Here is a 22111-nt window from a genome sequence, read left to right as displayed (position 1 = left end):
AATCGCAGATTTGAAAGTGAACAGGAAAGTCAATGAAATCAACGATCTACCAACACCACCTCCGCGCCAGTGCTAGCTTTTCGTACCGTCACTTATTGCACTGAAAACGAGGAGACCCCACGTTCGACCAGGTCGACTTCGCCAGCCAAGTGAAACGCATTCTCCGTGGGTCGCAACCGTGGCGTTGCCGTTTCTGCGGCCAGGGCGTGCCGAAAGTGACATTCTGGGACGTCGCGCATGCCGTTCCCGAGTCAATCGGCAACCGTCCTCTTATATAAGTGAGTACGAATGCGACACTGCAACCGGCTCTTCAGTTCGGGCATAGAGAACCACTTCGGGAACTGGTCGAGGCCTGGCCGGGATTCGTTAAAAATCCGCCACATGTCGGCCTAAGCTGCTGATTTGAATGCGAAATCAATCGTCGGGTCGAGCGGTGGGACGGAGCGCAAGAGATCCAGCAGATAGTCCCCGAACCGGTTGATGTGCTCGCGCCGGTACGGCGATAGCACCTTGAGCACCGCAGCATCGACCGGATGCCCCTTTTCCTGCAGTTCCTTCAGTTTGCGCGACATCCACTGCACGTTGTACAGGATCACCATGTTCGCGACGAGGTGGTTGTACTTGATCACCTTGCGCTGCTCGTGTCGGACGTTTTCGGCTATCACGCCTTCGCCACCGAACATCAGCCACTGAGCGAAGTCGTTGAACTGCTCGCTCTTGTTGGTCGCCGCGTGAATCGTGCGACGCAGGTCCGGTTCATTGAGATATTTCAGCAGAAACAGCGTCCGGATCACGCGCCCCAACTCCCGGAATGCGAAGTAGAGCTTGTTTTTCGTGCTCTCCGATCCGAGACGGCGCAGGATCGTCGACGGCGTCATCTTGCCTGCCTTGATCGACACTGCAACGCGCATCATGTCGGCATAATGACGTTCGATTAGTGCCCAGTCAATCGCCTGACGGCACAAGCTGTCAATGTGCTTGTATTTGCGCCGCCGGTCCGCCTTGTACAGCACGAGGTCCTTGATGTTGCGCATGCGCGGCATTAGGTTGATGCCCACCACGTACGACAGACCGAAGACCGGACCGCTTTGCGCCTGCGTATCGCCGTGGATCGTATCGGGCTTGACGTCGGCGCCGTTCAGGATCAGTCCATCAAGGATGTAGACGGCTTCGTGGACGCCGCACGGGATGAAGTGACTGAACAGCGCGATGTACATGTCGGATACGTGATAGTAGCCGATCCCGCCGTATCCCCCATAGCGAACGTGATACTCGGACAGCAGGTTCTGCTCGTACAGGCTCCACTTGGTACCGTCGGCCGACGCGCGCTTGCCGCTGCCCCAGTATTTTGGCAACGCGAACTGGTTGTATGCGTTGATCACCTTCACGTTCGCCTTATCGAGCCGCTCCTCCGTGACGTGTTTCAGGTTCAGCCAGGCGACCTGCTTGCGAGTGAGCCCTTTCACCGAGCGCGCCGTCTGGCTCGGCCCCAGGTTGCAACCGTAGCAGAACAGCGTCGTGATGAAACGCTTGCGCGGATCATCGATCTTCGCGTCAAACCCGGATAGCGGTCCAAACAGTTTATGTAGGTCGAGCCACTGCTCGGTTTCGGTGAGGAGATCCAGGATGGTTAGCTGCGGCATCGATGCCGTGATGGCCTGATCGATCAGCGTGCGGTTCGGCGGCTCGGGCTTCTTGCCCGGCTTGTGGATGACGAGTTCCTCATTGACAAACTCGATGCTGTCATTCGCCGGGAAGTTCGTATCGGCCTCGTCGAGCGCCGCGTTCAGCCTGTCTCGCAGATCCTTCGCGAAGCTCTTGCCGTCCGTGGGCAAGCCCACGATCTCGCAGTAGCGCGGCAGTTCACGCCGGAATTCATCGTCGGTAACCTGATGCACCCGATAATCGTCGAAGCGGTCGCTACCCTCCACATAGAGGTCGCCGGAATTGAGTTCCCGCATGATCTGGCTGAAGACACCCAGCTCGAAGAACCGGCGGTGCAGCATCCGGCTGTCCCGGCCGTGCGGGAACACCGCGCGCTCCCACTTCTCCGGCAACCAGTCCAGCGGCAGGTTCGCGAGGTCGTTATCGGTCAGCAGCAGGTATTCGCGGTGCGCGTTGCGGAAACCTTGCAGCCACGCGAGCGCGACCAGCACCGCGCGGTCCTGCGAGCTCGATTGCAGCGGCAGCACGTCCAGGCACTGGAACAGCAGCGAGCGCTGGGTACGGTACGGCACGAGCATAAACGGCAGATCGAACTGCCCGGCATAAGCGATGTGCTCGTTGCATTGCTCGAGCGCTTCGGCCGGGTCGCCGAGCGCCTTGCGAATTTTCGATAACCGCTTAGGTTCCGGTACGCCCTCATCCTGGAGAATCTGCAGGACGTCCCGGGACTGCCCGACCAGCCCCTCCAGCATACCGGCGTGTTCAAGCTGGTATTTTTTCAGTCGGACCTTTGCGTAGGACTCTAGCTTGCGCACCACCTTGATGAAGATCTCAGCGACGTCATCAAGCGCCGTCTGCAACTGCGCCTGGATGAACAGTACCGCAAGCGCGTGACGCTTCGCGGCCTTGAGCGAACGCAGTTCCGCGATGTCCAGGGCCCGCGCTTCGGTGACCAGTTGGGCTCGCTTGCTAACAGACAGGATCGAGGGTGGCGCCGGCAAGCCTTCCGCCAGTGTCCTGATTCCGTTGATATGTTTGAGGAAGCTGGCGATCGCCCGCGCGGCGGGTCGCTTCGGCTCCTGTTTCAGATCGTCCCAACCGGACTTGCCGGCCTTGACGACGAGAAGCGCGTCGATGCGCTCGACGAGTGCTGAGTCGAGTGCGTCGGTGATGGCCCCATAGATCGCCTCGTTGTGATCGTTGCGCGCCTGCGTGGCGATGCGCTGCAGCGTTGCCAGTGGCGGCAACTCATACCGGCGCCGGACCAGTTCCTCGATCAGCACGTTGATGATATCGGGCAGTTCGATCTTTGTCCGGGCTTCCGCCGATGCCAGTTCAGCAAGCGACGCCCCCTCACTCGCATCGAACGCCCGGATGTCAAGCCAGCCGCGCAGCAGTCTCTGGTGACGAATACGGGTGCCCGACACGTCATACCGTGCGATCGCCGTCCGGGACAGGATGCGGGCCCGCATCGACGTCCGGATGTGATCGATAATGGCGGGCGGCACCTCCGCGAGCATCGGGAAGTAACCGAGACGCTGCAGCAGCTTCAACTGCACCATGAGCAATACGGCGGAGGCTTCCTGCCGAGATTGGCGGCGCACGAAGCGGATTTCCGCGGCACTCGGCGTGAACGCCACTTTCAGCTCCGCCGCGCCCGGCTCCGCAGGCAGCACCGGATAGATGGTCTCGTGGACAGTCGTCACGTTGGCTGCCGCCGCGCAAAGATATGCTCGATCTGCCGGGTACGCTGAACTTCGTCGTCGTTCAGGTAGATCGAGGTCGTTGTGAGCGACGCGTGACGCAGATTGTCGCGCACGGTCGTCAGCGTGGCGCCCTGTGCGAGAGCATTCGTTGCGTGCGTGTGCCTCAGCCAGTGTGGCGTCGCGCGCTGCAGCTTGTCGGCGAGTGCCGGGTGGTCGGCCCGAATTGCGTCGGCGGCGGTCCGGAGGAACCGGCGCAGCACCTCCCTCAGACGCGGCGTGGTGATGCCGCCGGGTTCATCGAGATGGCCGAGCAGCGGCGTATCCGGTGCCCAGCGTGCGGGGCTCACGGGCAGACCGCGCTGCATCAGGTACTGGTCCAACGCAAATCGTGCGAGCGGCGGCAGCACCACCTTGCCAGCCTTCGCCCCCTTACCGGTGAGGTGAAGCCACCGCTCGCCGCGCGTGCCGGTCATGATGCCGCCGAGTGTAACGCTGACCAGTTCGCCTGCGCGCAGGCCGGTCGCGTAACCGAAATCGAGCAGAAAGCGCAGACGCTGCGCGGCGGGAACCGCCCAGCCATGCGACCATTCCAGGCCATCGGCAATCGTGCGGATCAACTCCCATTCTCCGGCCGTAAAGGCACGCGAGATGTCCAGCTCACCATTGCGCTGCGCGCCGCGCACCCTGAGGCCGGCAAACGGATTCGCGAGCACATAGCGCTGCTCGATCAGCCAGCGAAACATTGCACTCAGAACTGAGAGCGCATAGGCGATGGAATCTGGCGACAACGCGCCCGTGAACGGCCGCCATTCGGACGACGATCGCGGGCGCGCCGGCGCGACCCACCGGGCGCGGGGTGTGGGATGGCGCAAGAAGGCACGGTAAGCGGTCGCATCCTCGCTCGTGAGCGAAGACAGCGCGCGGCCGCGATCGGCAATCGCCCAGAGCAGCAGGCGCTCGGCTTCCCGGCGATAGGCGCGCTGCGTTTCGGCGGCTTCGTGCCGTTCGAGCCAGGCGCTGATCGCCTGATAGTCGTTGTTGGCCTCGAGCGCACACATGGACCTGGGAGCTCGGAAGACGCCACGCGAGCCATCGACGTCATGTGGCACGCGAATGTTTTCCCACGGCACCACGGGTTCCGGCGTCGCCACCACGATCAGCGCGCGGGCGCGCTCGGTGAGTGCCGGGTGAGAGGCAAAGAAGGCCTCAATATGACGTGCGCTGCGCACGCCGAGTCCGGCAATCGTGCGCCACCAGCGTTGCCGACGAGGGATGCGCACGGTCAGATCAGCCAGCGACCGGATGCCATGCTGATGCAGCATGCGGACAACACGGGCTGGCAGCCAGACATCGACCGCATCGCTCACCTGCGGTTGCGGGATCGCAAGCGTTGGCAGGATATCCAGTGCCCGGGTCGCAGCCTTGCGGTGACGGGACCGTTCGCCCACCGCGCACTGGAACAGCCGGGCCAGATCGGCGCGATGCCGGCTGAGGGCGAAACCGGCAATCTGCCGGCGAATCTGGCCGATCACGCCGCGCGCAGACCGGCCGCCTTCGAGCGCCTGCGGGCAATAACGTTCGACCGCCGCGCGCGCGCCGACGCCTGCGTACCACGCGCGTAGCGCGGACAGGGACGCGGTGTCAGGAAAGGACGGGGGCAACGGTACGTTCGGCATCTGGCGATTATAGGCAACGTGATGGCCGGGGAGCGGCACGTCAAGGTGTCGCACGTTTCCCGAAACGGAAGTTTCATCGAAAAATGTACCCCTGTCGATAATAAGGGTTAGCGATAGGGTTGCATTAAGAATCCATCCTTGTACTGGCCAGCGCCCCGATCTGCCCAGTGCTCCATCGGGTAAAATATGGCCATCCGCGTACGTTCACCGATGTGCCTGCGTACAGGCGCTGCACAAGGTTTCGCATCAACGACAATGACGGCTTCACAGGCCGTCGGCATCGACTCTACCGTGTACCACTGTGGGAAGTTAATGAAGTCCGATCCCGAATTCGACGAAGCGCTGACTGACGAGGAGCTTGATTTCCTCGAGCAGTTCCTTTCGAGCGATGCCGTTTGCGACGATGCGATGGATGTCGTCATGCTGCACGGTTTTTTGACGGCGATCATTTCTGGTCCGAACATGATCATGCCGAGTGCGATCCTTCCGTGGGTTTGGGATGCCAGGCAGGCAACCCGTCAGCCCAGATTCCTGTCCCCAGGGCGGGCGCGCAAGATCACCGGATTGATCGTCCAGTACTGGAATGACATCAACCGCACACTGAACGAGTGTCCCGATCTGTTTGAGCCTCCGCTATACACGACCGAGTGGAAAGGTGAGGAGATCTTCATCTTCGACGAATGGTGCGAGGGCTATTGCAAAGGCATCGACATTGACAGGAAGGCTTGGGAACCACTGATGGAGCTACACCCCAGCTGGTTCAACGTCATCCTGCTGTACGGGACAGCCGCCGGGTACGAAGATCTGATGCAGCGCGATTACACGACCGGGCAACGCCGGTCGTTTCCAAACTTGCTTAAGGTCTCAGTACTCAATATCCATCGATACTGGTGCGAGGACCGCCGGAAATTGATGGAACGGGGCGAACGCCCGCATATTGTCTCAGTGATTTCAAGGCCGAAAGCAGCGACAAACCGACAGACTGGACGTAGCAATCTGGATGAGCAAAACGAAGAAGAGTACGAAGAGCTGTTCCTCGTCGGTTCGCTAGACCCTTCAACAGAAGACGCGTTCAACCCGCTTGAGTTATCCCCACTCTCCACGCGTGTCACTCGCGGTGACACTTCTGTCGACGTGCATATCTACCAGTCCGAAAACGGAAGCTGCAAAGGCTGGATACTGGAAATCATCGATTCATTCGGCACGTCCGCCGTATGGGAAGAATTATTCCCAACCGATAGCGCTGCGCTTGCCGAAGCATTCAACGAGATTGACGAGCATGGCATCGGCTCGGTAATGGGAGACGTACCAGCGCACGCGACGAAGCACTGAGTCTTCGAGAAGACCCGCCAATTCTCTTTCACATCAGTAAGTTAGGCTTGGATGTGGCGGATTTTTAACGAATCCCGGCCGTCCCTCCTGTTCGAACTGATCGAGCAGTGGCGCGCCGAGCGCCGGGAAGCCCCCGCATGCTGAGCGCAGCATCGCGCTAGATCGACTTTTGCGTCAAATAACAGCGCTGCGCGTCATTTTGCCTGGCGCGCAAGCCCGACAGTTCGTCGTCGAGTGCATCGATGTACTGTCGGGCGTATTGCACGGCCCGCTGCATCGCCCGGTAGGGATTGTCGTCCGGCATTTCATGCGGACGGATCTCCAGCCATTGGTCCTGCGCCGGCCCCAGCCCCAGCTTGTCGAGACAGGAGCGCACCACCGCCCTGGGCACGTAACGACGTGCATATGACGGGCGCTGAGGCCCGCCGCGCCCGACCAGGCTGGCCTGCGCGCGAATCAGATAGCCCTTGTAGTGCTGGGTGATGGACGTCATCTTTCAACCTCCGGGCATGTCCAGTGCTGCGACGTCGCTTTGCTCGTTCGCTGGAACCCGCGCGCCAGCCCGGCGGGAACGCACGCGCGCCCGGCGCTGCTTTTCCGTCAATTCGCGCGATATGACCTCGAGCGCGCCGCGCACTGCCACATAGGCGTCCTCGTCCGCGTGCTCGCACGTGATCGCCGCCATGCCGTTGGCCATCGTCAAATGAACCCTGACCTGATATAGCCTGCCCTGGTGCTGATGCTTGTCGAGCGCTTCGATGGTCACATGGCAACCAAGGATCTCTTGACGGGAACGCTGCAATTTGTCGAGCTGCTTCAGCACCTCGGCGCTGATGGCATCGGAGCTGGGAATATTGCGGAAAATGATTTGGGTCGGTATGAGCATGGCTGAAAAACCGGTCGGACGGGGCTGGCGCGATAAGCGCGGATTCAATCGACATCACTTGCTGGTTCCTTTATAGGGCAAGGCAACAGCATTACTTATGACCTCGGTCAAACAACGCCAATTATTCCGGGTTCAACCCGGCGCACGCGTCTGAGCATCATTTGCGTTTTATCAAGGCAGCGGCGCCAGCGCATGCGATTCTGTTCGAATAGTTGGTCACGCAATCCCTTCGACGCATACACGCTCCCTGCCGGGAGAACGAGGTTACATGATGAAAGCATTGATCTATCGAGGCCCAGGCCAGCCGGCGCTGGAAGAGCGTCCTCACCCCGAGCTGTACGCTCCGACGGACGCGATCGTCAAGGTCACCAAGACGACCATTTGCGGCACCGATTTGCACATTCTCAAAGGGGATGTCCCCACTTGCGCGCCGGGACGCGTGCTCGGACACGAGGGCGTCGGAATCGTGGAACAGGTCGGCACCGCGGTTACCGCATTCATGCCGGGCGACCATGTCCTGATTTCGTGCATTTCGTCGTGCGGCAAATGCGAGGCGTGCCGCAAGGGCATGTACTCGCACTGCGAGACCGGCGGCTGGATTCTCGGCAACCGCATCGATGGCACGCAGGCCGAATATGTCCGCATTCCCCACGCCGACACCAGCCTTTATCGCATCCCGCCGAATGCTGACGAGGAGGCATTGGTCATGCTCAGCGATATCCTGCCGACCGGTTTCGAGTGCGGTGTGCTCAATGGCAAGGTGCAGCCCGGTAGCACGGTGGCAATCGTCGGCGCCGGGCCGATCGGGCTGGCTGCCTTGTTGACCGCCCAGTTCTACTCGCCGGCGCAACTGATCGTGATCGACCGGGACGCGTCCCGGCTTGAGGTGGCGAGCCGGTTCGGTGCGAGCGCAACGATCGACCCCGATCAATCCGACCCGCTCAAGGAAATTCAGCGCCTGACCGGTGGCGCGGGCGTTGACACCGCCATCGAGGCGGTCGGCGTGCCGGCCACTTTTCAGTTGTGCGAGGAAATCATCGCGCCGGGCGGCGTGATTGCCAATATCGGCGTGCATGGCGTCAAGGCGGACTTGCACCTGGAGCGGCTGTGGGACCGGAATATCGCGATCACCACGCGTCTGGTGGATACCGCCTCCACGCCGATGCTGCTCAAGACCGTGCAGGCCGGCAAGCTCGATCCTCTCAAGCTGATCACCCATCGCTTCAAACTGGATGATGCGCTCGAGGCCTATCGCACCTTCGGCCAGGCCGCGGTCACCCAGGCGCTGAAAGTGATCATCACGCCATGACGTCCCTGCCCCGGGGCTGACAGCCTTATAACAAAAGCGCCGCGGGTTACCGCGGCGCTCTCTTTTGCGCGGCCGAATGCCGGCGCGCCGGTCAGTCTTCAGTGCGATACGAAGATCGGCGTCGTCATGTAGCGCAGCATGGTGCGCGTGACGCCGCCCAGCATCAGTTCGCGCAGGCGACCGTGGCCATATGCGCCCATGACCACCAGATCGGCCTTCAGTTCCTCGGCCTGGGAGAGCAGCAGCACGCCGTCGCTGCTGTCGGTGTCTTCGTCGAAGCGGCTGGTCTGGGCGGTGATCTGGTGGCACGCCAGCAAGCCGGCCAGGCCATCGGCCGAAGATTCGCCTGTCATCTCGGGCCGGTTGATTTCCAGGATCGTCACTGCCGACGCGCACAGCAGCAGCGGCAACGCGTCGGTGACCGCGCGCCGCGCTTCACGGCTGTCGTTCCAGGCAATCAGCACACGATCCAGGTGTTCGGGCAGCGTGACCCTGGTCGGGACGATCAATACCGGCACGCCGGACGAAAAGACCAATGTCTCGAGCGCGTTCAGGTCGAGCCCGGCATGCGTGTCATCCGGGTCGTATTGGCGCGCGATCAGCAAATCGGCGTTGCGCGCTGCGCGCAATGCCGCTTGCACGGCAATCCCTTCGGGGGTGATCCAGGTATGACGCACGTCAACGCGCTCGCATTGCGCAATGAATCGCTCCTTCACGCTGGCCTCATGCTGCGCCATATGGCCCGCGCCCGACGGGCCGGGCGGCAGCGCCACGGCCATGTCGGCCGCGAACACGACCTCGCGTACCGGAGGCACGATATAAAGGCCGGTGAGGCGCGCGTCATGCTGCGCTGCAAGTTTCACCGCCAAAGCCAGCCGTTGCTGACAATGGGGACTGTCATCCAGATGAACGCAAATATTTTTGTACAGCATGGCAGATCTCGTAACTTGGGCAGGTCGGGCAAAAGACTGCCCGTCTGTTGAATGATCGCTGATGCCGCAAGGTTTGCCATGATCTGTGTCAAGCGCGGTAATTTCACCCGCAGCCGCCATGGCAGCGCGGCATGCTTGCTGCCGCGGGAAGCCGTCTCAAGTCATCTGCAATACCGCGGCGCCGGTGACGCGCCCCGCACGCAGGTCATTCAGCGCCTCGTTGGCGTGGCTCAACGCATAGCCGGTTGCCTCGATCTCGAGCGGTATCCGAGCGGCCACGCGCATCAGCGCGAGACCGTCGGCCCGGGTCAGGTTGGCTACTGAGCAAATGCGCCGTTCGCCCCACAGGCGTTCGTAGGCAAAGGCCGGGATGTCGCTCATGTGAATGCCGCCGCACACGACGATGCCGCCCTTTCTGACATGACCGAGCGCGAGCGGCACCAGCGCGCCGACCGGTGCGAACAGCAACGCGGCGTCCAGTGCCTGCGGCGGCGCCTGGTCGCTGCCGCCGGCCCATGCCGCGCCCAGACGCCGCGCCAGCATCTGCGCGGCGCTGTCGCCGGGGCGGGTGAAGGCAAATACCTGGCGTCCCTCGTGCCGGGCAATTTGAGCGATGATGTGCGCGGCCGCGCCAAAGCCGTAGAGTCCGACGTTGCGCGGGTCACCCGCCATGCGCAACGTGCGATAGCCGATCAGGCCGGCGCACAGGAGCGGCGCGGCGGTCAAATCGGTATAACGCTGCGGCAGATGAAAGCAGTAATGGGCGTCGGCCACCGCACGGGTCGCGTAGCCGCCGTTGACCGTGTAACCGGTGAACTCCGCATGATCGCAAAGATTCTCTGCGCCTTCGAGGCAATAGCGGCAGTGACCGCAAGTGTGCGCCAGCCATGGCACGCCGACGCGCTCGCCCAGCTCGAAGCCGCTCACACCCTGACCGATGGCAGCCACTGTGCCGACGACCTCGTGACCGGGAATCAGCGGCAGCTTTGGCTGATTCAGTTCGCCATCGACAATGTGCAGATCGGTGCGGCAAACGCCGCAGGCGCGCACATCGAGCAGCAGTTGCCCGGCGCCGGGCAGCGGGTCACTCAACTCAGTCAGCCGCAGCACCGGGCTGCGGCCGTCGAACAGCATCGCTCGCATGATCTTGTACGCTGCGACTAAGCGTCGCGCTCGCGCGGCTGGGCGTTTTTCCAGCGGAAATGTCCGCTGCGCAGGATGACCGGCGCACCGACGTCCATCGTGAGATAGTGCCGCGCGAGATCATCGATGCGCGCGCGCCCGGTGCGAAATGCCTGCAGCAAGTCATCGACGCGCACCGAAGCCGCCCCGAAGTGGTCTTCGAGCGCCTCGGCAGTGACTGCGCATGTCACCGGGTGGCCGTCGATTTTGGCGACAAACTCGATAGTCATGTCTTCGCAATTGTAGGTCGGCTCGTCCGGCGGAAACTGAATCTTCATATGGCCTCCGGTTGACGGCGGAAATGACAATCAACCGCTCGTCGACAAATTATCGGCCGCGCGGTCACCGCCCCTTTTGATCATAGTCAATGTGCACCGACAAGTCCCCCTGGCGCTTCGCAGGACTCTGCGCCGAGCGGCTTGACGTGCATCAAGCCGCTTGCCCGGCGCGGCGCATATATTGAGCAGATGCGTTGATGTGGACGTATTTGCCCAATGGAGATTGATCATGATGAAAAGCGATGCACAACTGCGCCAGGAGATTCGCGACGAGATCGACTGGGATCCTTCGATCGACGCCAGGCAGATCGGCGTCGAAGTCAATCAGAGCGTGGCCATGCTGACGGGGCACGTGAACAGCTTTGCCGAAAAACATGCGGCTGAACGCGCGGCCGAGCGCATCGCGGGTGTCAAGGCGGTGGCCAACGAAATCGACGTGAAATTGCCGATTTCCCACGTGCGCGCGGATGCCGACATCGCCAAGGCGGCCGTCGATGCGCTAGCCTGGCATACCAACGTGCCCGATGAACGCATCAAGATCAATGTCGATAACGGTTGGGTCACGCTGTCCGGGCAGGTCGACTGGGCCTACCAGCGGGCCGCGGCCGAGCGCGCGGTGCGTTATCTCAAGGGCGTCAACGGCGTGAGCAACATGGTCACGCTCAAGTCCTATGTGGCCCCGTCCGACTTGCAGCAGAAAATTCATGCGGCCTTCGAGCGTCGCGCGCACCGGGAGGCCAGGCAGATCGTCGTGTCGGTCAACGAGGGCACCGTTACGCTGTCAGGCAAGGTGCAATCGGCAGCCGAACGCGAGGCGGCCAAGGGCGTTGCGTGGGGTTCGCCCGGTGTGACGGCGGTCATCGATCACCTGGTGCTGGAGTAAGTCGCGCGAGCGTGTGGCCGAATCCCGTGCGGTTCCATTGACTAAAGTCAAAAATGCCGCCGTACCACCGCTTTATGCTGAATTTGTTAACCGCACTGGGTGCATCGCCCCGCTCCTGTGCGGATGACAATGGTAGTTTTGCCCGCTTCGGCGGGCTTTTTTTGCCTGTCCGCGTACAAAAAAGCCGGCGCCGCCGTCAGGCGGGCGCCGGCACGTGCCAACCCCGAATCCCTGTTCAGACCATGCCTTGCGGCGGGCCGGCCGTCACGTTGGCGGCCCGGCGATTCGCAGCAGGCATGGCGGCCAGCCGCCGTCGACCTACCGTCCGGTCGCCCTTTTTGAATTGCCCGACTTGATGGCGTCGGCGTGCGACGCCATCAGGTTCACATTGGCCGTTTCGACCGCTTGGCGCGTTGCATTGGAGACCGAGTCAAAGGTCGCCGTGGCGGCATCGGTCATCGACTTGATCCAGTTCTGCAGCGGCATTTCCTGGCTGCTGGGCAAGCTGCCCTGGCCGATTGCCTCGGCGCAGCTCTTTTGCCACTGGCTGGACAGGTCTTTCAGGCTGTCGAAAAGCGCGGCCTGGCTTTCGCTGACCGTAGCGAACATATCGCGCCAATACTGGCTTTGCAGCGCCAGCTGATCCTTGACGATCTGATTCTGACAGGCGATCAACCCGCTGATGTCGTCGGCCTTGCCGAGCGCCTCGGATGCCTTGCGGGTGGCCTCCAGCAGCTCGCCGTCCGCTTTGAGCTGCAGCGCACGCAGGCGTTCGATGTTCTCCAGCATGATCTTGCGCGCGTTCAGGCCCAGGCCGGTATTGACTTTACATAACGCGACGCCGATGTTTGCATCCATAGTCATGATATCTCTCCTGATGTGGACCGCACGGCGCTTACGCGGTGACGCAGGCCGACTGCCCAAGAATGGAAAAACCAGCAAATTCAATTGACCGGACCAGAATAGTTGCTAATCTGCGCGTACATTTGATGAAAGTCAAAAGAATCGCCGTGATGCGACTTCACTGTGCGAATGGCTTACTGCATATGCATGCCACCGTTGATCGCAAGATTCGCACCGGTGACGAACGCCGCGTCGTCCGAGACCAGGAAGGCGATCAGCGCTGCGACCTCGGCGGGCTTGCCGAGCCGGCCGACCGGAATCTGCGGGATGATCTTCGTTTCGAGAATTTCCTGGGGCACCGCGGTCACCATTTTGGTTGCCAGGTAACCAGGCGATACGGTATTGACCGTCACGCCGTGCCTGGCGAGTTCCAGCGCGAGTGCTTTGGTAAAACCGTGCATGCCCGCCTTGGCTGCCGCGTAATTGGCTTGCCCGAAGGCGCCGCGGCTGCCGTTGACGGAGGAAATATTGACGACGCGCCCCCAGCCGCGTTGCGCCATCCCCTCGCAAAAGGGTTTGGTCATATTGAATACGGAATCCAGGTTGGTGCGCAACACCGCGTCCCAATCGGGCTTTTGCATTTTCTTGACGGTCAGGTCACGCGTGATACCGGCGTTATTGATCAGAATATCGACGGTGCCGAGCTCGGCCAGTATCCTTTGCGCGCATTGCTGGCACGACGCGTAGTCGGCCACGTCGACCTGATATGCGCGAAAGTGCTTGCCCTTGGCTTCCATGGCGGCAAGCCAAGCGTCCGGCTGCGTGTTGTGCGGCGAATAGGTCACTGCCACCGAAATGCCAGCATCGGCCAGGCGCAGGCTGATTGCCTCGCCCAGCCCGCCCATGCCGCCGGTAACCACTGCGATACGTTGAACCATGATGAAGTGCTCCTTGATGAGAGGGAAATGGGCCGTGCCGTCGCATCGCCTCAAGCCGCTTCGATGGCGATGACCTGAGGATGCTGTTGAGCATAGGCCAGCGCATATGACAATTCCCCCGCGCTTTGTGCATAAATCGTGAATAGCGGATCGCCGGGGGCCACCAGCGTGCCCAGCGGCGCGACGAAGGTCATGCCGGCGCCGGGTGCGGCTGGCGCGCCGGCCGCTTTGGCAATGCGGTTCAGACAGCGATTGTCGATATGGGAAACCCGCCCGGCGCGCGCCGCGCTCACGGTACGTGAATAGCGGCCGCAACGCGGTTCACGCATGCCGCCCTGCGCGTCGCAGATGCGCTGGAACTGCTGCCAGGCCAAGCCGGCATTCAGGGTTTTGCGGGCCAGTCCGGCACCCGCGCCGACCACTGCCCTTCCACCCAGTTCGAGCAACGTGCCGGCGATCGCCACGGCGCGATCGGTCAAATCGACCGGCGCGTCCGGCGCGCCCTGCAGTACCGACAGGACATCGCGAGCCTCCAGCGCCGGTCCGAGTCCTCGCCCGGCAGGTTGGCTGCCGTCGGCAATCTGCGGGAAAACCTGGATCCCCAGCGCGCCGCCGACGGCGCCGAGTTGGGCGATCAGGCGCACCGCCATGTCCCGTGACCGAATCTCGGCGGCTTGTCCCACAGGTACATCAACCACGACGTGAGTCCCCCCGCCCGCCAGCGCCTTCGACAGGATCGAGGCGATCCAGCGGGCGTCGCTGCTCAGCTCCAGCGAACGTTCGACGTCGATCAGTGCGTCGTCGGCCGGACACAGGCCGACCGTGTCGCTCCATACGACGCAGCCGCCGACTTCGTCGACGACGCGGCGCATGCGCGCCAAATCGAGATCGACGGGTGCCATGGTTTCCATCGTGTCGGCCGTACCGGCCGGCGAGGTGATCGCCCGCGACGACGTTTTCGGCATCGTCAGGCCATGTGCACTGACGATCGCAACGATGATCGGAGTCGTGCAGTTGCCGGCCATCCCGCCGATGCGGTATTTATCCAGCACGACCGGCGTTGGCCATTGCAGGCGCTGTCCGGTTTGCGCCATGGCGAGCGTCAGCGCGATGATTTCGCCGACCTCCATGCGCCCGCCGGCGCAGGCCGATAGCAACGATGCAATATGAATATCCGCGTAACGGCCGCTGGCAACGTCGTGCATGATCTCGGCGAGCTGGCCGTCGGCGAACGGCTGGCCCGTCAGTTTGGCCCGCACCGGGTCGAACGATTCGACAGCCGGCAAATGTTCGAGCTCGACCCAATCACCTTCGTCGACCGCCAGCAGGTCGCGTGCGCGGCAGCTCAGGCCAACGGTGTTTTCCTCGAGCCAATGGCCGCTGACCAGGCGAAGCCGGGCGGCGATGCGGCGCGCGCCGCTGCTCACCGCCACGCGCGTTTGCGCAGCGAACCCCTCGGCCTGGCAAACGATCGCCTCGCGCCGCATGTAGACCACTGCCTCGCGATCCGTGTCGATCCCGAGCAGACGCACCGGCAGCCGATGCGAGCCGGCGTTCGGGCCCGGCAACGGTGCCGCGCCCGGTATCGCAATGCATTGGTCAGGGTCGTTCATGATGTTCATGACGGAAGTCGGGAAAATGCCCACGGACGGCAATTCAGACAGATGGATATAGCGTACTGAGCGACGCTCGCGCGGCGCTTGATCTAGGTCATCGATCCGGGCGGGGCGCGGCCTCGCGGCGGCCCGCCCCGGGGAGCCGGGCGCGGGTTGATATTCGTCAAGCCTGCTGCGGATTCCCCCCTGCCTTGCCGCGCTCGCGCATATAGTGGGGCTCAAGCAGTCAGGCCTTGCCGAGCACGAGCGTGCCGGCGGCAGGTAACCAACTCGCGGGATCGCGAGGATGGAGGACGAAATGAAAACGGATGCCCAATTGCAGCAGGATGTGATGGAAGAGCTCGCCTGGGAGCCCTCGGTCAACGCCACGGAGATTGGCGTCGAAGTGAAAAACGGCATCGTTACGCTGGCCGGCCACGTCGCCAGTTTCGTCGAAAAACATGCGGCCGAGCGCGCCGCGCAGCGCGTCTCGGGTGTCAAGGCGGTGATTGTCGAGATCACCGTCAAGCTGCCCGTCGACAGTCGGCGCAGCGACACCGACATTGCGGCCGCCGCGCTGTCTGCCTTGGCCTGGCATACGAGCCTGCCGGCCGGCATGATCGGCCTGAAGGTCGAAAACGGATGGCTCACGCTGACCGGCGAAGTCGACTGGCCCTATCAGAAATTCGTCGCGGCGCAGGCGCTCAAGTCCTTGCGCGGCGTCACTGGCGTGACCAACCTGATCGCGGTCAAGCCGCGCGTGGTGCCGGACGACGTCAAACACAAGATCGACGCCGCGCTGCAGCGCCAGGCGCAACGCGAAGCCGGACGCATCGACGTGGCGATATCGGGCGGCACCGTCACCCTGAGCGGCAAAGTGCATTCGGTCGCCGAGCGCCATGCGGCCGAGCGGGCCGCATGGAGCGCGCCCGGCGTGACCGCGGTGTTCGATCACCTGACGCTCGAGTAGGCGTGCCCCGGCAACGTCCGACTATTTCCTTTTTATTTGACGGGAAACATCATGTATCAACGTATTCTGCTCCCAATCGACGGCAGTTCGACATCGCTCCAGGCTCTCCAGGAGGTACGCCGCATCGCCCGCCCGGGCACGACGGTGCGCGTGGTGACGGTGGTCGAGGACCCGGTCGTATCGTTCCCGACCGTCTACGGCGGTTACAGCGAAATCGAGGCGATTCGCAGCGCGTTGCTCGAGGAGGGCAAACAAATGCTCGCATCGGCCCAGCGCGAACTGCAGGATCACGGCATCACCGCGCAAACGAAATTGCTCGACCTGCGCGAGCTTGGCGGCGACATACCGGGCGCGATAAAGAGCGCCAGCGATGCATGGCAGGCCGATGTCATCGTGCTCGGCACGCACGGCCGGCGCGGCGCCAGACGCTTCTTTCTGGGCAGCGTCGCGGAGCATCTGGTGCGCATCGCGGACTGCCCGGTCCTGCTGGTGCGTTCCGATGAATCGAAGTCAACCGCGCAACCGGCCTAACCTCACGGAGTTTTCTCATGAGTTACAAAACAATTCTGGTTCATATCGATAACAGCGAGCGTTGCCAGGCGCGCGTCGAGTTGGCGGCCGATATGGCGCTGGCCAATCAAGCGCATCTGATCGGCCTGTATCTGGCCTTCCTGCCGATCGGATTTCCGTATATGGCGCGTGGCGACCTGCAGGAAGTTGCCGACAAACTGGCGCAATCGCACGACAGGCGCGAGAAAGAGGCCAGGACGATGTTCGACGAGGTCACCAGGCGCTACGGCGTGAGCGCCGAATGGCGGGCGCCACAGGAATTTGCCAACGACGTCGCACCGGTGCAAGCACGGTATGCCGATCTGGTGATCGTCGGCCAGCGCGACGAGCGCGACGACGAAACCTTCGTGGCGGAAAATTTCATCGAGCGCATCGTGCTCGATGGAGGCCGGCCGGTACTGGTCGTGCCGTATGCGGGCCAGGTACCCCACCACTTCGAAAATATCCTGTTTGCCTGGGACGTCGGGCGCGAAGCCGCCCGCGCCGGGACCGACGCCCTGCCGCTGCTCCAGCAGGCCAAGCGCGTGACAGTCATGAGCATCAACCCCAATCGCAGCGCGCGTGACTATGGCGCATTGCCCGGCGCCGATGTCGCCACGTACTTCGCACGCCACGGCGTGAATGTCGAGGTCAGCGCTTCGTCGGGCAATAACGATGTCAAGATCGGCGATCTATTGCTGTCGCGCGCGGCAGACGTCGGCGCGAATCTGATCGTGATGGGGGGCTATGGCCACTCGCGCATTCAGGAACTTGTGCTGGGCGGCGTCACGCGGACCCTGCTGCAAAGCATGACCGTGCCGACCTTGATGTCGCATTGAGTCACGCTCAGCACAGCCATGCACGGCATCGGCCCGTAACGCCCGCTCGCGGCGGCCCATGGGGGCAGGCATGGTTTCGATCGGCGACACGCTGACGGCACTCGCGACGGCGATCGGGATCGGTCTGCTGATCGGCGCCGAACGCGAGCGCCGCAAGGGCGCGGGACCCACGCGGGGACCGGCAGGGATTCGCACTTTTACCCTTGCCGCCCTGCTCGGCACGTTGGCGATGCTGCTCGATGGCGGCATATTGCTGGTGGCGCTGATCGTCGCGATGGCGAGCCTGCTGACAGCTGCCTATGTCAAGCAAACGCACGAAGATCCGGGCCTGACGACCGAATTCGCGTTGCTGCTGACATGCCTGCTCGGTGCGCTGGCCGCGCGCCAGGGCGCGCTCGCGGCCGGCCTGGCGGTTTGCGTGGCAATCGTGTTGGCGGCGCGGGGGCAACTGCATCATTTCGTCTCGCGGGTGCTCAGCGAAGACGAATTGAATAACGTCCTGATTCTTGGCGCGGCGGTGCTGGTGGTCATGCCGCTGCTGCCCAATCATCCGATCGATCCCTTTGGCGCGCTCAATCCGCGCAATATCTGGCGTTTCGCGGTACTGATGATGGCCACCGGGTTATTGGGTCGCATGATTCAGCGCATGGCCGGACCGCGTCTGGGCCTGCCATTGACCGGGTTGTTCTCCGGCATGGTATCGAGCGTGGCAACGATCAGCGCGATGGGCTCGCACGCGCTCGCACATCCGTCGCAGTCACGGCCGGCGGCGACCGGTGCTGTCCTGTCGACGGTGGCAACCACATGCCAGTTGACCGCAGTCATCGCAGTTATCGACCTGCCCACGCTGGCAGCGCTGGCATGGCCACTGGGGCTGGCCACCCTGGCCTCGGTAGCCTACGCCGGCGCTTCGATCGTCTGGCCGGCGCCTGACGAGCCGGCCGCCGCGCCGCAACAGGAGGTTCGCCTGGAACCTGGTGGGGCGCTCGATGTGCGCAAAGCCATGCTCCTGTCCGCCACGATGGCGCTCATCATGCTGCTCTCCGGGGCTCTGGCGGCGTGGTTCGGCAGCCGCGGCGTACTCTTCGCGTCGGCCGCGGGCGGCTTCACCGATGCGCACTCGGTGGCGGCCACGGTCGCGTCGATGGCGGCCGACGGCAAGCTCGGCGTTGCCGCGGCAGCCGTGCCGATCCTGGCGGGTTTTTCGAGCAACACCCTATCGAAATGCGTCGCCGCCGCGATCAGCGGCGACCGCCGCTTCGCGCGGCAGGTGTTGCCGGGGCTGTTACTGGTGGCACTGGCCGCCTGGCTGGGTTTGGGTGTAAGTTACTGGACGAGATAAGCGAGCCCGGTAACAGTAGCCAACTTCAGTAAAACATGCTGAAATGACAGCGGTTTGAATCCCCGCCCCCCAAGCAATGCCTAAAACGACGTCGCCAGCGCCGAACTCCTCGGGGTTGCACAAATTATTGATTCGCTGGCCCATCCCGATCGCCTGGCTGGTATTTGGAGTGTCGCTGCTTGGCACGACCTCGATCTGGCTGGGCATGCGCGGCAGCGAGCATCGAAGCGCGCAGCGGCATTTCTACGGGCAAACCATTCTGATCACCCGCAGCTTTCGCCACGTGCTGGGCGACTATCGACAAGCGCTGCGCGCTGCGGCGATTCGCGCGGGATCGACCCGGCCCACACAGGATGCTTGGCAGGCCTACGATCGCAGTCTGGGGCTGGATGGGTCATTGCCCGGCCTGGAAACGCTGGCGTTTGCCCAGGTGGGAGCGCCCGGCCAAATCGCGGTCAGCGCGATCTTTCCCTATAACGGCGACAACGCCAGACTGTTGGGCCAGCCGCTGCGCGATGCCGGGATGCTGCCTCGAGAGGCGGCGCCGGATGCCTTGCTGATGCTGCCGCCGACTCCGGACGCCGGCGGCGCGACGAACCGGCCGATCATGCGTCTGGCGATGCCTGTGTATCCCGCCGGCGCGGCGTCCCTGGCGGGCCCGGCCGCGCGACCGGTGGTCGGCGGTTATGTATACGCCGTGATTCGCCTCGACGCATTGCTGGCGGCCGCCGCGCCCGATTTGCTGCGCGACATTGATCTCACCGTCCAGGATGTGACCAGCTCACCGCCGGTAACGCTCTTCGACAGCCGGCAAGGCTCGCGCGACAGCCTCGAGGATCAGGCGACCTCATTGAGTCGCAACGAGAAAATTGCGGTCGACGGCCGCTCGCTGCTGCTGATCTACACGGCCAACGGCAATTTCGATGCGACGCAGGGGATCGGCTGGGCACGCAGTGTGCTGATCGGTGGCGTGGCGCTCTCGCTGCTGCTGCTCTGGAGCCTGCTCTCGCTTGCCCGCATGCGCATCGACGTCGGCCTCACCGCGCAGCGCATGTCGGCCGATCTGCGCCAAAACGAGTCGCGCCTTTACGGCATCATCCAGTCGGCGATGGAGGCGGTCATCACCGTCGACGAGCAGCAAAATATCGTCATTTTCAATCCGATGGCCGAACGGATATTCCAATGCTCCGCCATGGAGGCAATCGGCACGCCGCTGAACCGCTTCATTCCGGAGCGCTTCCGGGGCTTTCACGAGCGGCATATCGAAAACTTCGGCAAGACCGGCGTCTCCGAGCGGCAAATGGGGCCGGGCCGGCCCCTGTGGGGCTTGCGCGCCAACGGCGACGAATTCCCGGTCGAGGCCTCGATCTCGCAAAACCACGATGCCCAGGGCAAGCTCTATACGGTGCTGCTGCGCGACATCACCGACCGGCAGCAGGCCGAGCAGGCGTTGCAGGCCTCGCGCAATGAACTGGCAAGGCTCTCGGCCCGCATCCAAAGCATTCGCGAAGAAGAAAAGATGCACATCGCGCGCGAACTGCACGACGATCTGGGGCAGCGTCTGACCGCCCTGAAGATGGACCTGTCGATGCTCGATGTCATGCTGCCGCCCGATGCGAAGGCGTTGCGCGAGCGCACGGCGGCGATGCACGAGTTGATCGCCGCGACCGTCAGCGAAGTCCGGCGCATCGCCGCCGACCTGCGCCCCGTCATGCTGGACGACCTGGGCCTGATACCGGCGCTGGAGTGGCTGGCCAACGACTTTGCCACGCGCTACGGGATCAAGACGGAGTTGCGGGTGCATGATGACCCCACCGATCTCGACGAGGATACCGCGACGGCGCTGTTCCGCATCGTACAGGAGGCGCTGACCAACGTGGCGCGCCACGCCAAGGCCTCGCTCGTGACGATCGCCGTCAGTTGCGACGCCCGAGCCTGGCACGTGCGCGTGCAGGACAATGGGCGCGGCGCCGGGACCGACCAGTTGAGCAAGCCGAAGTCGTTCGGTTTGATCGGCATTCGTGAGCGCGCCAGAATGCTGGGAGGAGAAATGCATGTCTACAGCGTGCCCGGCGAAGGATTTCGGCTCGAGATCATCCTGCCGAGAGCGGGCGAAGGCAACACGCGCGTATCGACCGGGGCGCCGCAATGACACGCATCCTGATCGCCGACGACCACGCGCTGATCCGCGAAGGCTTGAAGCAGATTCTCGGCATGGCCGAGGGCCTGAGCGTCGGCGGCGAAGCGGCCAACGGCACGGAGGTGATTGCGCAGATGCGCCGCGAGCGCTGGGATGTGCTGCTGCTCGACATGTCGATGCCGGGCCGCAGCGGCATCGAATTGATCAAGCAGATCAAGGAAGAATTCCCCAAAGTGCCGATCCTGGTGCTGACCATGCACGGCGAGCAGCAATATGCGGTACGCGTGCTCAAGGCTGGCGCGGCCGGTTACTTGACCAAGGAAAGCGCGCCGACCGAACTGGTGGCCGCGGTGCGCAAGGTCGCGGCGGGCGGCGCGTATATGAGCCTGGCCATTGCCGAGAAAATCGCACTCGATTTCCGCAGCAGCAATAGCGACGAATCGCCGCACCGCCAACTCTCCGACCGGGAATTCGCGGTGTTCCTGCAATTGGCCGAGGGCCGCAGCATCTCCGAAATCGCCGATCAGCTATGCGTCAGCGCCAAGACCGTCAGCACCTATAAGGCGCGCGTGTTCCAGAAGCTGCAACTGCAGAACCAGACAGAGCTGGTGCAGTACGCGATCCGTCACCACTTCCTCAACGACGACGGCGAGCCCTCCGCCTAGCGCAGCGTCGAAAAACGTGGCCAACGGGTCTGAATCGGACCAGCGCGCAGGAACCGGAGCATATGCGTTATGTGCAAGGATTCCGGGCACCGACCGACACCGAGTCAGGCGCGTGCAGCAGCCTTTCAACACTTTGCCAGGGACGGGCCCGCGCCGGTGGGTCATCCTTGCGTCGTAGTCATCGGCCTACCTCTGTAGTCCTGAACCGATAGCTAATCGGGCCGCTTGCCAATGGATTTCGCGGCGGGCTTTGCCGATACTGGGGATCTACGCCGGAACCCCAGAAAATTCCGTCGTTCCACATTGTGAACATTAATCGGCTTATTCCAGCCGAAGAATGTTGGAGCGACGTCCGGTGAGTGACATGACGGTCTCGGTCAC

19 protein-coding genes are annotated in these 22111 nt (G+C 63.0%); 9 read left to right on the top strand and 10 right to left on the bottom strand.

Going from position 1 to position 22111, the window contains the following annotated elements:
• Positions 1 to 389 precede the first annotated feature (389 nt).
• Complete coding sequence (locus tag EPN80_RS06095) at positions 390 to 3371, bottom strand: Tn3 family transposase (protein WP_293024815.1); 2982 nt, start codon at positions 3369 to 3371, stop codon at positions 390 to 392.
• The gene (locus EPN80_RS06090) at positions 3368 to 5047 is read right to left on the bottom strand and encodes a phage integrase family protein (RefSeq protein WP_293024820.1); all 1680 of its coding nucleotides are present in this window, start codon (positions 5045 to 5047) and stop codon (positions 3368 to 3370) included. Before EPN80_RS06090 ends, EPN80_RS06095 begins: the two co-directional genes overlap by 4 nt.
• A gap of 312 nt (positions 5048 to 5359) precedes the next feature.
• Between EPN80_RS06090 and EPN80_RS06085 the strand changes: the two genes are divergently transcribed.
• Positions 5360 to 6379 carry a UPF0149 family protein gene (locus EPN80_RS06085; RefSeq protein WP_293024813.1) on the top strand — a complete coding sequence of 340 codons (1020 nt, stop codon included), beginning with the start codon at positions 5360 to 5362 and terminating at the stop codon, positions 6377 to 6379.
• A gap of 157 nt (positions 6380 to 6536) precedes the next feature.
• Here the strand turns inward: EPN80_RS06085 and EPN80_RS06080 are convergent, their stop codons facing one another.
• The gene (locus EPN80_RS06080) at positions 6537 to 6872 is read right to left on the bottom strand and encodes a hypothetical protein (protein ID WP_293024811.1); all 336 of its coding nucleotides are present in this window, start codon (positions 6870 to 6872) and stop codon (positions 6537 to 6539) included.
• Positions 6873 to 6875: 3 nt separating this feature from the next.
• A complete protein-coding gene (locus tag EPN80_RS06075) occupies positions 6876 to 7265 on the bottom strand; it encodes an HPF/RaiA family ribosome-associated protein (protein WP_293024809.1) in 390 nt (129 codons plus the stop codon).
• Positions 7266 to 7536: 271 nt separating this feature from the next.
• On the opposite strand from EPN80_RS06075, the gene EPN80_RS06070 reads away from it, so the two are divergent.
• Positions 7537 to 8574 carry a zinc-dependent alcohol dehydrogenase family protein gene (locus EPN80_RS06070; protein ID WP_293024818.1) on the top strand — a complete coding sequence of 346 codons (1038 nt, stop codon included), beginning with the start codon at positions 7537 to 7539 and terminating at the stop codon, positions 8572 to 8574.
• Positions 8575 to 8672: 98 nt separating this feature from the next.
• On the opposite strand, the gene EPN80_RS06065 is transcribed toward EPN80_RS06070, so the two are convergent.
• The 3 genes from EPN80_RS06065 to EPN80_RS06055 form a co-directional block, all read right to left on the bottom strand.
• Complete coding sequence (locus EPN80_RS06065; RefSeq protein ID WP_293024807.1) at positions 8673 to 9506, bottom strand: universal stress protein; 834 nt, start codon at positions 9504 to 9506, stop codon at positions 8673 to 8675.
• 156 nt (positions 9507 to 9662) lie between these two features.
• Positions 9663 to 10649, bottom strand: a complete 987-nt coding sequence (locus EPN80_RS06060; RefSeq protein ID WP_293024805.1) for a zinc-dependent alcohol dehydrogenase family protein — start codon at positions 10647 to 10649, stop codon at positions 9663 to 9665.
• Between the two features lie 17 nt (positions 10650 to 10666).
• Positions 10667 to 10966, bottom strand: a complete 300-nt coding sequence (locus EPN80_RS06055; protein WP_293024803.1) for a DUF1488 domain-containing protein — start codon at positions 10964 to 10966, stop codon at positions 10667 to 10669.
• 232 nt (positions 10967 to 11198) lie between these two features.
• Here EPN80_RS06055 and EPN80_RS06050 point away from each other — a divergent pair, with 232 nt between their 5' ends.
• A complete protein-coding gene (locus EPN80_RS06050) occupies positions 11199 to 11849 on the top strand; it encodes a BON domain-containing protein (protein WP_293024817.1) in 651 nt (216 codons plus the stop codon).
• A gap of 318 nt (positions 11850 to 12167) precedes the next feature.
• Here EPN80_RS06050 and EPN80_RS06045 read toward each other — a convergent pair whose 3' ends face one another.
• The 3 genes from EPN80_RS06045 to EPN80_RS06035 form a co-directional block, all read right to left on the bottom strand.
• Positions 12168 to 12713 (bottom strand): phasin family protein, encoded by a 546-nt coding sequence (locus EPN80_RS06045; protein ID WP_293024801.1) that lies wholly within the window; start codon positions 12711 to 12713, stop codon positions 12168 to 12170.
• A gap of 173 nt (positions 12714 to 12886) precedes the next feature.
• Positions 12887 to 13630, bottom strand: coding sequence for an acetoacetyl-CoA reductase (gene phbB / locus EPN80_RS06040; protein WP_293024799.1), 744 nt, complete (start codon positions 13628 to 13630; stop codon positions 12887 to 12889).
• A 50-nt stretch (positions 13631 to 13680) separates the two neighbouring features.
• Positions 13681 to 15243: a thymidine phosphorylase gene (locus tag EPN80_RS06035; protein ID WP_293024797.1), complete on the bottom strand. Its 1563-nt coding sequence runs from the start codon at positions 15241 to 15243 to the stop codon at positions 13681 to 13683.
• Between the two features lie 301 nt (positions 15244 to 15544).
• On the opposite strand from EPN80_RS06035, the gene EPN80_RS06030 reads away from it, so the two are divergent.
• From EPN80_RS06030 to EPN80_RS06005, 6 genes are all read left to right on the top strand, one after another.
• The gene (locus EPN80_RS06030; RefSeq protein WP_293024795.1) at positions 15545 to 16195 is read left to right on the top strand and encodes a BON domain-containing protein; all 651 of its coding nucleotides are present in this window, start codon (positions 15545 to 15547) and stop codon (positions 16193 to 16195) included.
• Positions 16196 to 16246: 51 nt separating this feature from the next.
• Positions 16247 to 16726 (top strand): universal stress protein, encoded by a 480-nt coding sequence (locus EPN80_RS06025; protein ID WP_293024793.1) that lies wholly within the window; start codon positions 16247 to 16249, stop codon positions 16724 to 16726.
• A gap of 17 nt (positions 16727 to 16743) precedes the next feature.
• Positions 16744 to 17583 carry a universal stress protein gene (locus EPN80_RS06020; protein ID WP_293024791.1) on the top strand — a complete coding sequence of 280 codons (840 nt, stop codon included), beginning with the start codon at positions 16744 to 16746 and terminating at the stop codon, positions 17581 to 17583.
• Positions 17584 to 17653: 70 nt separating this feature from the next.
• The gene (locus EPN80_RS06015) at positions 17654 to 18925 is read left to right on the top strand and encodes an MgtC/SapB family protein (protein WP_293024789.1); all 1272 of its coding nucleotides are present in this window, start codon (positions 17654 to 17656) and stop codon (positions 18923 to 18925) included.
• 127 nt (positions 18926 to 19052) lie between these two features.
• The gene (locus EPN80_RS06010; RefSeq protein WP_293024787.1) at positions 19053 to 21077 is read left to right on the top strand and encodes a PAS domain S-box protein; all 2025 of its coding nucleotides are present in this window, start codon (positions 19053 to 19055) and stop codon (positions 21075 to 21077) included.
• Positions 21074 to 21730: a response regulator transcription factor gene (locus EPN80_RS06005; RefSeq protein ID WP_293024785.1), complete on the top strand. Its 657-nt coding sequence runs from the start codon at positions 21074 to 21076 to the stop codon at positions 21728 to 21730. The genes EPN80_RS06010 and EPN80_RS06005 overlap by 4 nt, the downstream gene beginning before the upstream one ends.
• Positions 21731 to 22111 lie beyond the last annotated feature (381 nt).

This window comes from Pandoraea sp. (assembly GCF_004297875.1).
GTDB lineage: Bacteria > Pseudomonadota > Gammaproteobacteria > Burkholderiales > Burkholderiaceae > Pandoraea.
Note: the sequence above shows the minus strand (reverse complement) of the source record. Positions and strands in the feature narration are given on the sequence as shown.

What these genes read in the sequence shown, in the direction of transcription:
- EPN80_RS06075 (WP_293024809.1), bottom strand. Translation starts at nt 7,265, where the DNA reads ATGCTCATACCGACCCAAATCATTTTCCGCAATATTCCCAGCTCCGAT.
- EPN80_RS06045 (WP_293024801.1), bottom strand. Translation starts at nt 12,713, where the DNA reads ATGACTATGGATGCAAACATCGGCGTCGCGTTATGTAAAGTCAATACC.
- EPN80_RS06065 (WP_293024807.1), bottom strand. Translation starts at nt 9,506, where the DNA reads ATGCTGTACAAAAATATTTGCGTTCATCTGGATGACAGTCCCCATTGT.
- EPN80_RS06005 (WP_293024785.1), top strand. Translation starts at nt 21,074, where the DNA reads ATGACACGCATCCTGATCGCCGACGACCACGCGCTGATCCGCGAAGGC.
- EPN80_RS06020 (WP_293024791.1), top strand. Translation starts at nt 16,744, where the DNA reads ATGAGTTACAAAACAATTCTGGTTCATATCGATAACAGCGAGCGTTGC.
- EPN80_RS06015 (WP_293024789.1), top strand. Translation starts at nt 17,654, where the DNA reads ATGGTTTCGATCGGCGACACGCTGACGGCACTCGCGACGGCGATCGGG.
- EPN80_RS06025 (WP_293024793.1), top strand. Translation starts at nt 16,247, where the DNA reads ATGTATCAACGTATTCTGCTCCCAATCGACGGCAGTTCGACATCGCTC.
- EPN80_RS06055 (WP_293024803.1), bottom strand. Translation starts at nt 10,966, where the DNA reads ATGAAGATTCAGTTTCCGCCGGACGAGCCGACCTACAATTGCGAAGAC.
- EPN80_RS06090 (WP_293024820.1), bottom strand. Translation starts at nt 5,047, where the DNA reads ATGCCGAACGTACCGTTGCCCCCGTCCTTTCCTGACACCGCGTCCCTG.
- EPN80_RS06030 (WP_293024795.1), top strand. Translation starts at nt 15,545, where the DNA reads ATGAAAACGGATGCCCAATTGCAGCAGGATGTGATGGAAGAGCTCGCC.
- EPN80_RS06035 (WP_293024797.1), bottom strand. Translation starts at nt 15,243, where the DNA reads ATGAACGACCCTGACCAATGCATTGCGATACCGGGCGCGGCACCGTTG.
- EPN80_RS06080 (WP_293024811.1), bottom strand. Translation starts at nt 6,872, where the DNA reads ATGACGTCCATCACCCAGCACTACAAGGGCTATCTGATTCGCGCGCAG.
- phbB (WP_293024799.1), bottom strand. Translation starts at nt 13,630, where the DNA reads ATGGTTCAACGTATCGCAGTGGTTACCGGCGGCATGGGCGGGCTGGGC.
- EPN80_RS06060 (WP_293024805.1), bottom strand. Translation starts at nt 10,649, where the DNA reads ATGCGAGCGATGCTGTTCGACGGCCGCAGCCCGGTGCTGCGGCTGACT.
- EPN80_RS06085 (WP_293024813.1), top strand. Translation starts at nt 5,360, where the DNA reads ATGAAGTCCGATCCCGAATTCGACGAAGCGCTGACTGACGAGGAGCTT.
- EPN80_RS06070 (WP_293024818.1), top strand. Translation starts at nt 7,537, where the DNA reads ATGAAAGCATTGATCTATCGAGGCCCAGGCCAGCCGGCGCTGGAAGAG.
- EPN80_RS06050 (WP_293024817.1), top strand. Translation starts at nt 11,199, where the DNA reads ATGAAAAGCGATGCACAACTGCGCCAGGAGATTCGCGACGAGATCGAC.